This window comes from Flavobacterium davisii (assembly GCF_019565505.1).
Lineage (GTDB): Bacteria > Bacteroidota > Bacteroidia > Flavobacteriales > Flavobacteriaceae > Flavobacterium > Flavobacterium davisii.
In genome coordinates, this window is the sequence record NZ_CP067378.1 from 3318632 (window position 1) to 3333596 (window position 14965).

At 28.3% G+C, this 14965-nt stretch carries 9 protein-coding genes and 4 pseudogenes; 6 read left to right on the top strand and 7 right to left on the bottom strand.

The window, feature by feature from the left end; genetic code table 11:
• Together JJC05_RS15790 and JJC05_RS15795 are read right to left on the bottom strand one after the other, a co-directional pair.
• Positions 1–1058 (bottom strand): annotated as a pseudogene (locus tag JJC05_RS15790) (nucleoid-associated protein).
• 90 nt (positions 1059–1148) lie between these two features.
• Entirely contained in the window at positions 1149–1685 is a 537-nt protein-coding gene (locus JJC05_RS15795; RefSeq protein ID WP_088394226.1) for an IS1096 element passenger TnpR family protein, read from the bottom strand.
• A 342-nt stretch (positions 1686–2027) separates the two neighbouring features.
• On the opposite strand from JJC05_RS15795, the gene JJC05_RS15800 reads away from it, so the two are divergent.
• The 5 genes and pseudogenes from JJC05_RS15800 (at position 2028) to JJC05_RS15820 (ending at position 7283) form a co-directional block, all read left to right on the top strand.
• Positions 2028–2924: a 1,4-dihydroxy-2-naphthoyl-CoA synthase gene (locus JJC05_RS15800; protein ID WP_235877830.1), complete on the top strand. Its 897-nt coding sequence runs from the start codon at positions 2028–2030 to the stop codon at positions 2922–2924.
• A 240-nt stretch (positions 2925–3164) separates the two neighbouring features.
• A pseudogene (menA, locus tag JJC05_RS15805) lies at positions 3165–4078 on the top strand (1,4-dihydroxy-2-naphthoate octaprenyltransferase).
• Positions 4078–4860 carry a hypothetical protein gene (locus JJC05_RS15810; RefSeq protein WP_105196961.1) on the top strand — a complete coding sequence of 261 codons (783 nt, stop codon included), beginning with the start codon at positions 4078–4080 and terminating at the stop codon, positions 4858–4860. The pseudogene menA and the gene JJC05_RS15810 overlap by 1 nt, the downstream one beginning before the upstream one ends.
• 130 nt (positions 4861–4990) lie before the next feature.
• Positions 4991–6199, top strand: coding sequence for a tetratricopeptide repeat protein (locus JJC05_RS15815; RefSeq protein WP_181142906.1), 1209 nt, complete (start codon positions 4991–4993; stop codon positions 6197–6199).
• A gap of 22 nt (positions 6200–6221) precedes the next feature.
• Positions 6222–7283, top strand: a complete 1062-nt coding sequence (locus JJC05_RS15820) for an o-succinylbenzoate synthase (protein WP_127823020.1) — start codon at positions 6222–6224, stop codon at positions 7281–7283.
• A 44-nt stretch (positions 7284–7327) separates the two neighbouring features.
• Here JJC05_RS15820 and yidD read toward each other — a convergent pair whose 3' ends face one another.
• The 4 genes and pseudogenes from yidD to JJC05_RS15840 form a co-directional block, all read right to left on the bottom strand.
• Positions 7328–7555 carry a membrane protein insertion efficiency factor YidD gene (gene yidD / locus JJC05_RS15825; protein ID WP_235819769.1) on the bottom strand — a complete coding sequence of 76 codons (228 nt, stop codon included), beginning with the start codon at positions 7553–7555 and terminating at the stop codon, positions 7328–7330.
• 195 nt (positions 7556–7750) lie between these two features.
• Positions 7751–9232, bottom strand: a complete 1482-nt coding sequence (gene cysS / locus JJC05_RS15830; protein WP_235877832.1) for a cysteine--tRNA ligase — start codon at positions 9230–9232, stop codon at positions 7751–7753.
• Between the two features lie 74 nt (positions 9233–9306).
• A pseudogene (gene folE / locus JJC05_RS15835) lies at positions 9307–9979 on the bottom strand (GTP cyclohydrolase I FolE).
• Positions 9980–10053: 74 nt separating this feature from the next.
• A pseudogene (locus tag JJC05_RS15840) lies at positions 10054–11246 on the bottom strand (pyridoxal phosphate-dependent aminotransferase).
• A gap of 686 nt (positions 11247–11932) precedes the next feature.
• Here JJC05_RS15840 and JJC05_RS15845 point away from each other — a divergent pair.
• Positions 11933–13618 (top strand): leucine-rich repeat protein, encoded by a 1686-nt coding sequence (locus JJC05_RS15845; RefSeq protein ID WP_235877834.1) that lies wholly within the window; start codon positions 11933–11935, stop codon positions 13616–13618.
• Positions 13619–14278: 660 nt separating this feature from the next.
• On the opposite strand, the gene JJC05_RS15850 is transcribed toward JJC05_RS15845, so the two are convergent.
• Positions 14279–14653, bottom strand: coding sequence for an MliC family protein (locus tag JJC05_RS15850; protein WP_235877836.1), 375 nt, complete (start codon positions 14651–14653; stop codon positions 14279–14281).
• Between the last annotated feature and the right edge of the window lie 312 nt (positions 14654–14965).

Consider the following 14965-nt stretch of genomic DNA (forward strand, 5'->3'; position numbering starts at 1 on the left):
TTAAGATTTTTGTTCTTTATTAAAATATACTAAATAGTAATACATTTGTTTTTCTTCGTCCCATCCTTTTTCTACAAATTTTTCAGCACTTTCGGGATTGACAAAATCCAATTTTATTTGAATATTTGTGTCTAATTCAATTACATTTTTCATTTTTCGACGAACATCCGTTACAGCCTGATTCGCAATTGGAAAATTAGTTAAATCTTCTACACTATATTTTTCGCCTTTATCAACTTTATAGTTTTTAAATTCAGATATTAAATCAGGATTATCTAATACATCATTTAGAAAGGTTGATTCTTCAAAATTATCATTTTTAGCAAAATGATTTACAGCTCGGTTCATAAAAAGAACTTCTTCTTTTTATCTTCGGCAGGTAAAACTACTTCTTTTGCAAAATCTTGACAAAACTTTAAATATTTTTTTGTCATAAAATTTTCATCTTGAAATGCGTCAACACTTAGGAAGTGTTCTAACCAATAACGGGCATCATAACGATTACTATCTACAGTTAGTATTTTGTATCCTTCTTCTTTTTTGTAATTAAAAATTAAACATCCTTTGTCTAATTTTTGTAAGTTAATTCCTTGTTGTAAAATCATTTCAAGATTGCTTCCTTTTTCTTCAAACTGAAGGAAATCTGATTTTATCTCGCTTTTAAATACACCTATCGCATCTACTGGTTTATTATCAATTGAAACGTTTGTTAAATAAGTGATATATACTTCTCCATTCTTTATATGGGGATGGTTGGATTGTTCAAAAAGATGTTTGGTTATTTTTTTTGAAAGATCATGAATATTAGCTGGATTTGTAAAAATTTCGGTTGCTAAATTATACATTTCATTATATTCCAAATCTACATCATGTGCAAATTGGTAATAATTTTCTTCCTTATCTCTAAAGGGTTTAAAGAAAAATTCTTTTAGTAAGGGCATAATTTCATCGTTTAAACCATAAGGTTGTTCAGACAAAAAGATAGCCTCATTTCTACTTTTATTTCCTACGCGATGTATGGATAGGTTTTCTATTTGGGTATTAAAAAGATTAATCATATTTTATAATATAAGAATAAAGATTTATAGAATTTCTATTATCTAGTATTCTTGGTTTTTATTTTGTAGTGTTTTTTGAGTTTTTAAAAATTAATTCCAGTTTTCTTCAAAGCCAAAATCACTAAATGAATCATCACCTTCAAACATATCAAAATCTTCATCATCATAATCATCTTCAAAATCGCTGTAAAAATCATTTTGTTCAGCATCAAATTCTTTATCTGGTGCTGTTAGTGGTAATATACCATGTGAAAACAATAAATCAGGGTAAGCTATTCCTTGTTCTGGTTCTTCAATTGCAGCTAATTCTACAAAAAAAGTCCACATATTTAAAAAATCATATACATAGATAATTTTTGTATTATTTTTATCAAAAGTAGATGATAGTATATGATCAGCCATTGTTAACCCTTCTCCGGGATTATCACTTGTGTCAAATAAAGGAATTTCTTGATCTTGATTCCATTGATCATCACAAGTATAAAAAGCGGCCATTTCCATACCATCAAAACCAAAAGCATTTACAATAGTATTGTGTAAATCTTCTAAACTATCATTTTCTTCAATAGCTATATCTCTAAATACATCCTCTTCAGCATCAAGGATAACTCTGAATTTGTAAATCATAAAACGAATTATTTGCTAGGGTCAAAGGTAATTATAATTTTAGAAAACGGAATTTAGAATGAGCTTTTGTTAATAATATTTTTTTAAATTTTTCTTAATTATTAATAAAATTCAATTTTGATAAAGCATTTGTCTATTTAAAATATTAATTAAATATTGGTTGAAGTGTTTTTTTTAAATATTTGATTATGAGTTTTTTATTTTATTTTACTGAGGTTGTTCAGTTTTTAATTTTAGAATAAAAACTGAATTTATAAAAATAGAATTACCGTATACCATAAAATTAAAGTATTTTTGTAGAACACAATCTAAAAAAATAATTAATAAAATAGCAATTTTGTTATGAGTACAATAGAATGGCAAAAAGCCCTAGAGTTTGAAGATATTACGTATAAAAAATGTAATGGTGTGGCTAGAATTGCTTTTAATCGTCCAGATGTTCGTAATGCTTTTAGACCCAAAACGACTTCAGAATTATTAGTAGCTTTTAAAGACGCTCATGAAGATACTTCAATAGGTGTAGTATTATTATCGGCAGAAGGACCTTCTTCTAAGGACGGCATTTGGTCTTTTTGTAGTGGAGGAGATCAACGGGCAAGAGGACATCAAGGTTATGTTGGTGAAGATGGATACCATCGTTTAAATATTTTAGAGGTACAACGTTTGATTCGTTTTATGCCCAAAGCTGTAATTGCTGTAGTTCCCGGTTGGGCTGTAGGAGGAGGGCATTCATTGCATGTAGTTTGTGACTTGACATTAGCGAGTAAGGAACATGCTATTTTCAAACAAACAGATGCTGATGTAACTAGTTTTGATGGTGGATACGGTTCCGCTTATTTAGCTAAAATGGTAGGACAAAAGAAAGCTCGTGAAATTTTCTTTTTAGGAAGAAATTATTCTGCTCAAGAAGCGTATGAAATGGGGATGGTAAATGCCGTAATTCCTCATGAAGAGTTAGAAGAAACAGCTTATCAATGGGCTCAAGAAATATTAGAAAAATCACCTATTTCCATTAAAATGTTAAAGTTTTCAATGAATTTGACAGATGATGGAATGGTAGGTCAACAAGTTTTTGCAGGGGAAGCTACAAGATTAGCTTATATGAGTGATGAGGCTATTGAAGGGAGAAATGCCTTTTTAGAAAAACGTAAACCCAATTTTGAAAAAAATACATTCCTTAATATTTGGTGTTTTAAAATGAAATACTTCTGGCTTTATTTTCTAAAAAAAGAAAGTTAGGAGCATTTCTCTTTGCTTTAAAATCTAGAAGAATTTTAAAATATAAAGTATAGAATCTTTTGATTATATTTGGTTTTAATGATCTTTATATTTTAAAAAGATTTTTTACAGAATATTATCATAAAATTCTTTTTACTACTCCTTTTTAAAGAGTTATTAGTTTTGTGATTTAACAAATTATATAGTAATGATGACTATAATCACTAATTACTATTTCAAAATATTATTTATTCAAAAAATATGAAACAGTGGATACAAGCAGCACGATTACGAACTTTACCTTTATCTATTTCGGGTATTTTGGTTGGTAGTATGTATGCCTATAAAACAAGTAACATTAGCTCTATTGTATTATTTGATTGGAAAATTTTTATATTAGCTGTGTTTACAACTATTAGTTTTCAAGTACTTTCTAATTTTGCAAATGATTATGGAGACGGGGTAAAAGGAACAGATGCCAATAGAATAGGAGAAAAAGATTAGTTGCAAGTGGTGAAATAACCCCAAAACAGATGAAAATAGCTGTATATCTAACAGCTATTATTAGTTTTTTATCAGCTTGTTTACTTATTTATTTTTCTTTTAAAGATAAATACCTTAATTATTCCTTATTTTTTCTTGGTTTGGGTATAGTGTCTATTATAGCAGCTATAAAATATACCGTTGGGAATTTGGCGTATGGTTATAAAGGATTAGGGGATCTTTTTGTTTTTATTTTTTTTGGTTGGGTAAGTACTTTAGGTGTTAATTTCTTATTTACAAAAGATTTTAATACTCTATTACTTTTACCTGCTTCCGCTATTGGTATGCTTAGTTCTGGAGTGTTAAATTTAAATAATATGCGCGATGAAATTTTAGATCGCCGATCAGGTAAAAACACTTTAGTTGTAAAAATAGGAGGGAATAATGCTAAAAGATACCATTACTTTTTAATTATTACAGCAATGTTTTTAATTATTTTATTTGCTTATTTATCTAATTTTAGTTGGGATCAATATATATTTTTAGTTGCCTATTTTCCTTTAATAAGTCATTTGATGACTGTTTATAATTGTCCAGATAATAGAGCCTTAGATCCTCAATTAAAAAAATTAGCAATAAGTACTTTTTTAATATCTTTAATATTATCATTAACATTAATTTTTAATCAATAATGAATTGTAGTTATCATCCAATTTCAGAAAAAGAAATAAACGAATGGTATTGTGATTTGAAATTTCAAAGTATATTGGATCATGTATATTATGAAATTGTGAAAAATGGTAGGCGTTTTAATCTTAAAGAAGAGAGTTTAAAATCCTATGTTGAAATAATGAAAATGGCAGCTAAAAATGCTCAATCAAAAAATAATTTTGATGAAGCTCATGCCTATAATATAGCGCTCGTTCAAGGTCTTTTTAGAAAGTATTTCTATTTAAAAGATTTTTCTTTTTCAAAATTAATAGATAAAAAATCTTATTTTGAAAGATATACAAAAAAATGGCAAGAAATAGTAAAGCAAGAAAAAGATAGACTATTAAAGGTCAATAATAAAATTTCAGGAGAAAAAAGTGGAGGTATATACATTCCTTATAATAAAGTAATAGAATTATTACAGGATTATGCTAAAAAAGGAAGTGTACAAGATGACTTAAATGCTTTTTTTGGAGAACGTATTACGATTTTCTTAAGTAGTTTAGAGTATGCTAAATCTAATAACCTAGGAATATTGGAAGCTGCTGGTATCATAAATAAAGATTTTTTAGTTTCGTCTAATGAAGTGAGTGATATCATTATAGGAAATTGTGATACCCAAAGTTTACAATTTGGATCTCAAATAAAAATAGCCAAACACGAAATAGTTAGAGAAATAATGTTAGATCTTCCTATTGCAAAAATCCCTGAAATAGAACAAAAAGAGGAAAAAAAGAGTCTTTGGAAAAAGTTATTTGGGTAATTTAACAAAAGATTTATTTTTATTAAGCTGTCTAAAAGTGAAATGGGCAATTATTTATTATCTATAATAAAAAAATAATCTGTTTTTCACATTTATGCAGCTTCTTTATTTTAATTTTTATAAGATTCTAATGAAATACCATTTTTACAATATAATTTTTATTTTACACTTCCTTACAGGATATACACAATCGCCTTCCGGTTATTGGGATAATCAGAGAGGAACTACTAAAGAAATAAATCTTTCTGCTGGTGAAAAATTAGTAGTAAAAACACAAGATTTACCTGTAGGAACTACTGAAATAGCTTATCGTATTACACTACTTGATGAAAATCAAAAAATGGTAAGTGATCTTGCATCTGTATTAAAAGCCATTCCAGATCCTTATTTTATAGGAAAAGGTACAGGAAGTGCTATTTCTTTAGTTTCTTCTATTTCAGGAGTTGATAAATGTACTTATGCAATATTTATAGATGAGTCCTCTAGTCTTGATTTTATCCAGACAGAATCAATTCAAAAAGCCTGCCTATATCAAAAAAATCCTGTTAGCAAAGATGGTAAACTTATATCTTTAAAATCTACTTGTTTAAATGAAAACACCAAAAACCTTTGGTTTACTTTTAAAAGTCAAAATTGGTTAATGAGTGAAAAAATAATATTAGAAGTAATTCCTTGGGTTGATTATACAGCCAGTAGAGGATGGAATAAAAATAATAAAGAAATTATATTAGAAAATATTAAAAAAAACGCTCTATCTAAAAATTTAAAAACAGATCTATTCCATAATATTGCTTTTTGTTTACTTAATAAAATAATGGATAAATATCGTTTTCAAGATTTTTTAAATCTGAGTAAACAAGAACAGTCTTTTTTTATAGAACAAAATGATCCTGCATGTTTTAAGCAAGCCAATTGTATGTCACTTTATAATGAATTAATTTGCCAACAAGCTGAAAATTTATTTAAAAATAAAAAAGAAGAAGAAGCAATTAATTGGGTTCAGAATAGATTAATTGCTACAGAATATGCTAATGCTTTAGATTATAATTTTTTAGCAGAAATGTACATGAATACGAATCAATTTGAAAAATCATTGCAAACATTATTATTGGGAGAGGCTAAAGATAAAAGTGAATTAAAAATAAAATTAAATTTAGCACATGTCTATATGTTTTTAGACGAAATATCTAAATCTAAAGAAATTCATAAAAAATATAAATCACAAAATATTTCAGCTAAGCAAACATGGCAAAATAAAGCAATAAACGATTTAGAAAAATTTAAAAAATCATCTCTACCACAAGAAAACTTAGATAAAATTTGGAGATTATATAATTAATTTTTGCACATAATCTGAATATATGAAAGCTACTTATACAAAATATTTATTAGATTTTAAACGTCCTGCTGGAACTTCAAGAGGAATATTGAATAAAAAAGAAACATGGTTTTTAATTTTAGAAAAAAATAATAAAAAGGGGATAGGAGAGTGTGGTATATTACGAGGTTTATCAGTTGATGATCGTTCTGATTATGAAGAAAAATTAAAGTGGGTTTGTCAAAATATTCATTTAGGAAAAGATGTACTTTGGGATAACCTTTTAGAATTTCCTTCCATACAATTTGGTGTTGAAATGGCTTTTAAATCATTAGAATCTCATAACCCTTTTGAATTATTTCCTTCTGCATTTACAACAGGACAAAATACGATTCCTATTAATGGTTTAATATGGATGGGAGATGAAGCATTTATGAAGCAGCAAGTAGAAGAAAAGATTAAACAAGGTTTTTATTGCATAAAAATGAAAATAGGAGCAATAGACTTTGATAAAGAATATAAACTATTAAAATTCATTCGTTCAAATTTTTCAAAAGAACAGATAGAGTTACGAGTAGATGCAAATGGAGCTTTTGATTTTGTGACGGTATTTGACAAATTAAAAAAATTAGCAGACCTTTCTATTCATAGTATAGAACAACCTATAGCAAAAGGACAAAAAGATAAAATGAAAGAAATTTGCTCAAAATCAGAATTACCCATTGCACTAGACGAAGAATTAATAGGTCTTTTTTCATTAGAAGAAAAAGAATCTCTTTTGTTAGATGTAAAGCCTCAATATATTATATTAAAACCAAGTTTTATAGGAGGATTTAAAGGTACTGATCAATGGATTCAATTAGCAGAAAAATATAATATAGGTTGGTGGATTACATCTGCTTTAGAATCTAATATTGGTCTTAATGCTATTGCTCAGTATACTTTTATAAAACAAAATATTATGGCTCAAGGTCTAGGTACAGGTGCTTTATATCTTAACAACATTGATAGTCCTTTAGAAGTTAAAAAGGGCTTTTTATCCTATAATCCTTTATTAGAATGGAATATTGATTTGATAACAAAAATTTTTGATTCATCAAATTAAATTCAATATATTATTGAATCTATTTTAGGAATAAGATATAATAATCAAGGTACAGGATCATAACCGCTACCTCCCCAAGGATGGCATCGTCCTATACGCTTGATTCCTAACCATAATCCTTTTAAAGCTCCGTGTTTAGTTAAGGCTTCTACCATATAATGTGAACAAGTAGGTTGATATCTACAAGTGGCAGGCATTAAAGGAGAAATGATATATTGATAAATGCGTACCAGAAAAATAAGAGGAAAGGTTAATGTTTTTTTAAAATTCAAATTACGCGACAAAGTTTTTGATGAGAATAAAAAGGTATATTTTTTTTTTCTAACAGACATCCTTTTATTACATTGAGGACAAAAAATAATATATTTTGTTAAATTAAATCTCATTTTATCTTAATAAACTTTTACCGCGTAATTTAGCTTGAATGACTCTTTTAAAGTTAGAATAAAACGTAAAAAAGTGTATTTTTAATATGTATAAGTTGTTCCTTCTTTACCATCTTTTAATTGAATACCTATTTCTAATAATTGATCTCTAATTAAATCTGATAAAGCCCAATTTTTATTTGTTCGTGCTTCTTTACGCATTGTAATAAGCATTTCTATTACGCCATCCAATTTATGTGAATGATTATTTGTTGATGATTCGTTTTCAATACCCAAAATATCAAATACAAAATGATTTATTGTTTTTTTTATTAATTCTAAATCTTCTTGGGTAATAGTTTCTTTACCATCTTTTAAAAGATTAATAAAACGAGTTCCTTCAAATAAATGGGCTATTAAGATAGGGGTGTTAAAATCATCATTCATAGCTTGATAACAACCTTCTACCCATTCAGCTACGTTGACAGAGGATTCCTCTTTAGGTGTAATTGAATCAATATTTTTAATAGCTTCCATTAATCTGTTATATCCTTTTTCACTTGCCATCATGGCATCATTAGATATATCTAATTCACTTCGATAATGAGCTTGTAAAAAGCAAAAACGAATAATACTAGGACTGAATGCTTTTTCAAAAAAAGTATTATTACCTGAAATTAATTCCATAGGAAGAATAAAATTACCTGTACTTTTACTCATTCGTAGGCCATTCATCGTTAGCATATTGGCGTGCATCCAATACTTTACAGGAGAAGAACCATTACACCCTTTTCCTTGTGCAATTTCGCATTCATGATGAGGAAATTTTAAATCCATACCGCCACCATGAATATCAAATTTTTCACCTAGGTATTTTGTACTCATAGCTGTACATTCTAAATGCCAGCCGAGAAATCCTTCTCCCCAAGGAGAGTTCCATCTCATGATATGTGCAGGAGAGGCTGATTTCCATAAAGCAAAATCTTGAGGATTTCTTTTTTCATTTTGTCCATCCAAATTACGAGTATTAGCAAGTAATTCATCAATATTACGATTACTTAGCTCACCATAATTAAGTCCTCTTTTATTATATTCTTCCACATCAAAATATACAGAACCTTTGCTTTCATAAGCTAAACCTTTATCTATTAATTTTTGGGTTAACTCAATTTGTTCTATAATATGACCTGTTGCTGTAGGCTCTATATTAGGAGGTAAAAAATTAAATAAATCTAAAACTTTATGAAAGTATACCGTATACTTTTGTACAACTTCCATAGGTTCTAATTTTTCTAAACGAGATTGTTTTATAAAACGATCATTATCTATATTACCGTCATCCGTTAAGTGTCCAGCATCCGTTATATTGCGTACATAACGTACATTATAACCTAAATGTAACAGATAACGATAAATAACATCAAAACTCATAAAAGTTCGAACGTTACCTAAATGTACATAATTGTATACGGTAGGGCCACATACATACATACCTATATTACCATCATGTATAGGAATAAAGGGTTCTTTTTGACCACTTAAGGTATTGTAAACTTTGATAGGATTGGATGTGTATAAGTGCATGGGTTAGAATTTGTATATAATAAATGATTGGATTATTTAATAAATTTATCATAATCCAATCATTTAGCTGAACATTAAAATTTAGTTTCTAATTTTATATAATCTAAAAATTCTTTACGAGTTGCTTCGTTTTTGAATTTACCGCCAAATTCAGCAGTAACAGTACTACTTTCAATATCTTTAATACCGCGTGAGTTAACACATAAGTGTTTAGCATCTATCACACAAGCTACATCATCAGTTCCTAATACATTTTGTAATTCTTGTACAATTTGCATAGTCAAACGTTCTTGTACTTGAGGACGTTTTGCATAGTAATCTACTATACGGTTCATTTTAGAAAGACCGATTACTGTACCATCAGAAATATAAGCCACATGCGCACGACCTATAATAGGCAAAAGGTGATGCTCACAAGTAGAATAAACAACAATATTTTTTTCTACCAGCATTTCATTGTACTTATAATGATTTTGAAAAGTAGAAGATCCCTGGTTTTTTATCTGGATTTAAGCCTCCAAAAATATCTTTAACAAACATTTTCGCTACGCGATTAGGTGTGCCGCTTAAGCTATCATCTGTTAAATCCATTCCTAAAGTGTTTAAAATACTTTCAACATCTTTACGGATTGAAGCTATTTTTTCTTCATCTGATAAATCAAAAGCATCGCTACGCAAAGGGGTAGTAGCACTAGTTGCTATATGACTGTGTCCTAATTCTTCGTTAAATTCTTCGTTATGAGCCATTAATATAAATATATTTTATTTCAATTTTTTTGATCTGCAAATATAGTGAATTACTAAAAACTAAAATAGTTGGACTATTTATTATATATCTTCAGTGCTTCTCCTAAAATTTGAGCTGACTTAATGATATCTTCTTTTTTTAATACGTAAGCTATACGTACTTCATTAAGCCCAACACCGGTGTTGAATAAAATCCAGCAGCAGGAGCTACCATTACAGTTTCTCCATTATAATCAAAAGATTCTAATAACCATTGTGCAAAATCATCTGCGTTTTGAACAGGTAATTGAGCAATGCAGTAAAAAGCACCTTTAGGAGTGGCAATTTTTACTCCCGGTATTTTATTCATTTCCTCAATTAAAGTATCGCGTCTGTCCTTGTATTCTTTTATTACTTCCTCAAAATAGCTTTGTGGAGTATCTAAAGCAGCTTCACTAGCTATTTGTTCATAAGTAGGAGGAGAAAGCCTTGCCTGAGCAAATTTCATAGCTGTTTCCATTACTAACTTATTTTTTGAAACGATACACCCTATACGGGCTCCACACATACTATATCTTTTAGATACAGAATCAATCATAATAGCATGATCTTCTATACCCAAAACATTCATAACAGAATAGTGTTTTGCTCCTTCATCATAAACAAATTCACGGTATACTTCATCTGCAATTAAAAACAAATCGTATTTTTTTACTAATTCAGCTAATTGATTTATTTCCTCTTTTGAATATAAATAACCTGTTGGATTACCCGGATTGCAAATTAAAATTGCTTTTGTCTTAGACGTTATTAATTTTTCAAAATCAGCAATTGGAGGCAGTGCAAAACCAGTTTCTATTCCAGACATTACAGGAACTACCTTCACTCCAGATGCAGTAGCAAAACCATTATAATTTGCATAAAAAGGTTCTGGAATAATAATTTCATCACCAGAATCCATCGTACTACCTAAAGCAAATAGTAGTGCTTCTGAGCCTCCTGTTGTTACAATTATATCTTCTTTAGCTATAGGTAAACCTATTTTATTATAACTTTCAGCTAATTTAGTTCTATATGTTTCAAAACCAGCAGAATGGCTGTATTCTAAAACTTTAATATCAGTGTTTTTAATAGCTTCTAAAGCTACTTCTGGAGTTTGAATATCTGGCTGACCAATATTTAAATGATATACTTTGTGCCCCTTTCTTTTTGCAGTTTCTGCATAAGGTACTAACTTTCTGATAGGAGATTCTGGCATTTGAAGCCCTTTATTTGAAACTTTTGGCATGATTTAATTAATTTGGTAATGCAAATTTGCAATAAAATATTTAAATAAACATTTTTTTAGATATTGATTTAAATGATACTAGAATAGTCTGATCCTATTTTTTACTATTTGGATTCATTTTTAGAGTATTGAAAAAAAGAAAAGTTTCAAAATAGAGGATATTGAACTATGAATAGTAGAAATAATCTATAGTTATAAAATTATATCATTTCAGACTTTTAAAATAGTTTTAAAAAATATTTATATACAAAGTACCCCTCTTTTTAAACAAGTCAAAGAGGTTTTAAAGTGATGTAAAAATAACCTCTAAAATAGATGGTTTAATATTTTACTAAAAATATATTTTATATAAATTTTAAAATATTCATTTTATTTATTTTACTGTAGTACATGTAAAGTTATAATTTGAATAAAAATAATAAAATAATAGTAGAGTTTTTAAGATTAATAGATTACGATGTAGTGAAATAGAATTTCAATTTTTTAGAGAAAAAAGGAGGAGAAAAAAATCACAAAAAAAGACCTGATATTACAACAAAAATAAATAAAGAACAGAAAAGAGAAAATGAGTTATTAGAGCCTTATATAAAGAAAAATATACTGAATATTAAGCGTGTTAGCTTTAATAAAACAGTCTTAAGGTTAGGGTAAGTGGGAAGTTATTTTTAAATTTGCAAAAAAATATTATGATGGAAATAAAAAAAAAATTAAAAAAATTAAATGTAATAGTAGCGCTATTATTTACAGTTAGTATTTTTTCGCAAGAATTTACAATAGGAAATTTAACCTATGCTGTAACGTCAGATATGAATGTAAGTGTAAGAGCATCTAATACCTCTATTAGCGGTGCTATTGCTATTGCTTCTACTGTAGACAATGCAGGTTTGACCTATACCGTTACTTCTATTCGATATGATGCTTTTAAAGATTGTAAAGACGTAACGGCTGTTACCATCCCCCATACTGTTACGTCTATTGGAGATAGCGCTTTTTATAAAACAGGCTTAACGTCTCTTACGATTCCTAATTCCGTTACCTCTATTGGATACTTTGCTTTTACTGATTCAGAAGCTTTAACCACTGTTACTATTCCTAATTCTGTTACGTCGATAGATAATTATGCTTTTGCAGGTTGTAAAGGTTTAACGGCGATTACCATCCCTAATTCGGTCACGTCTATTGGAAACAATCTTTTTTCTGGTTGTTCTAATTTAGCAACTGTTACTATTCCTAATTCAGTTACGTCTATTGGATATAATGCTTTTTATTTTTGTTCTAGTTTAACAGCTCTTACGATTCCTAATTCTGTTACATCCATAGGGAAAAGTGCTTTTTATAAAACAGGTTTAAAGTCCCTTATTATTCCCGATTCCGTTACCTCTATTGGTGATAACGCTTTTGAGGGGTGCAGAAGTTTAGCCTCTGTAAGCATTTCTAATTCCGTTACTTCTATAGGGGTTAACGCTTTTCGTAATTGCCGTAGTTTAAATAATGTTACGATTCCTAATTCTATTACTTTTATTGCAGAGTCTGTTTTTTCTGGCTGTGCAGGCTTAACCACTGTTACTATTCCTAATACTGTTACTTCCATAGGGAAAAGTGCTTTTTATTACTGTTCCAATTTAAACTCTGCTACCATTCCTAATTCAGTTGTTTCTATTGGTGATAGAGCTTTTCAAAATTGTACTAGTTTAACCGCTCTTATTGTTCCAAATTCCGTTACTTCTATTGGTGATAGCGCTTTTGATAGTTGCACTGGTTTAACTACTATTAAGATTTCTAATTCTGTTACTTCTATTGGAAAGTATTCATTTAAGGATTGTAGAGGTTTAACTTCTATTACAATTCCTGATTCCGTTACTTCTATTAAATATGGTGCTTTTCAGGATTGTAGAAGTTTAACTAGTGTTACTATTCCTAATTCTGTTACCTATATTAGAGATAAAGCTTTTGAAAATTGCAGAGCTTTAGCAGCTATTACCGTAAATTGGGAAAATCCAATTAAAATATCTAGTGATGTTTTTAATGCTCTTACTTTACAGGATATAGATCTAAAAATTCCAGCTGGTAAAGTTGCGGTATATCAAGCAGCTGATGTTTGGCAAGATTTTAAAATTAAAGAAGAAATGCTTTCTACAACAGAAAATGTAAAAAATAGTTTTGCATTATATCCAAATCCTGCAAAAGAAGTATTGTATTTTTCAGAAGATTTAGAAAATGTTGCCATTTACAACGCAGAGGGTAAATTAGTTTTTAAAAACAAACAAAATACAGATGCAATGAATATCTCGGAATTGCCTAAAGGGATATACCTATTTTCTGCAGAAAATAAAACAGGTTACAAAATTGTTAAAAAAATAGTAAAGGAGTAATAATAAATGATTTGAAAATACTTCTTATTTTAAAGATTTTTTTAAACTTCTTTAGCATATTATAAAATTGTCATACAATCTATTGAAATAAAGATTGTATAAAAAATTTAAACTACCCTCAAAAAGTCCGACACTATTTGGGGGTATTTTTATAAAAAGAAAAGTTTTATTAACTCTAGTTGTCGACTCTAATTATAGATAGTGAGTATTCCGAAATTTGAAATTCCGATATGGGGACAAAAAAATTAAATGAATGCGTCGCGTCTTTTGTTACTTCAACCAAAGGGATCAGTTAGATTATCAATATTAAATATTATGTAATTTTTTCTCTGTTACATAAATGACAAGATTGCGAACTTTTAAGATAACCTAAGCCTGAAAAGGTCTTATTTTTTGGATTAAAACTTCTTTTTATTTATAATATATTTTAAAGTATAAGCAAGGATGGAATATTTATCAGATAATATCTTGCTATTTTAAATAGTAGGGGGCTAAAAGTAAAAACTGAATATCTAGTTTGTCACTTCGACGGTAGGAGAAGTTACATTTTAGAATTATGTAATTTCTCCTTTTGGTCGAAACAAGAGGGTGACCTTTTAGGACAGTCTCTTTAATATTTTGGGTATGATCTTTAAAAAGAATATTTATAACGGTTCAATTTTATTTAGGCATTGTTTCTTTACCTGCCTCAAAAATTGTTTTTCCATCTTTTTCTAGAGTTATTTTTCCATGCCATTCAGAATATACGTAATGATCATTTTTAAATCTAGAACCAGATGCAGTAGTGTCAGCTACTAACTCAATGGTTCCGTTGTTAAATTTTAGAGTTGCAGTATTTTGAGCATTATTAAATGTGTATTCTAATATTGCTCCTGCTTTATCCGTTGCTTTTCCTGTGACAACTTCATTAGAAATATCTGTTATTTTTTTAGCTTCTACTGTTGGTGTAGCTTCTATAACGTCTTGTTTTTTGTTATTACAAGCACCTAGGAATAATGCTGTTAGCATTATAGTTGTTAAAATTTTCTTTGTCATTTTATTTATTCTATTAATTTTTTAATTTAACTAAAAAAGTATGGTTTTGGACTTATATTCTTAATTATATAACTCAAATATATAAAAAATAGTATACATATATGGTATCAAAAAATATGAAAAATAAAGGTTTTGAATATGACTTAAACCCAAATTTGACATTAGATTTAAAGTGAATGGGCAAATCAAAATTATTCTACTTTATTTTTTCTTGAAATTCAAGTACCTACTCAAATTTTAATCATTAAAATAGTATATTATTTCTTTTTTAAAAATTTCTGTGAATACTTGAATTTATTGAAAATATTTGTT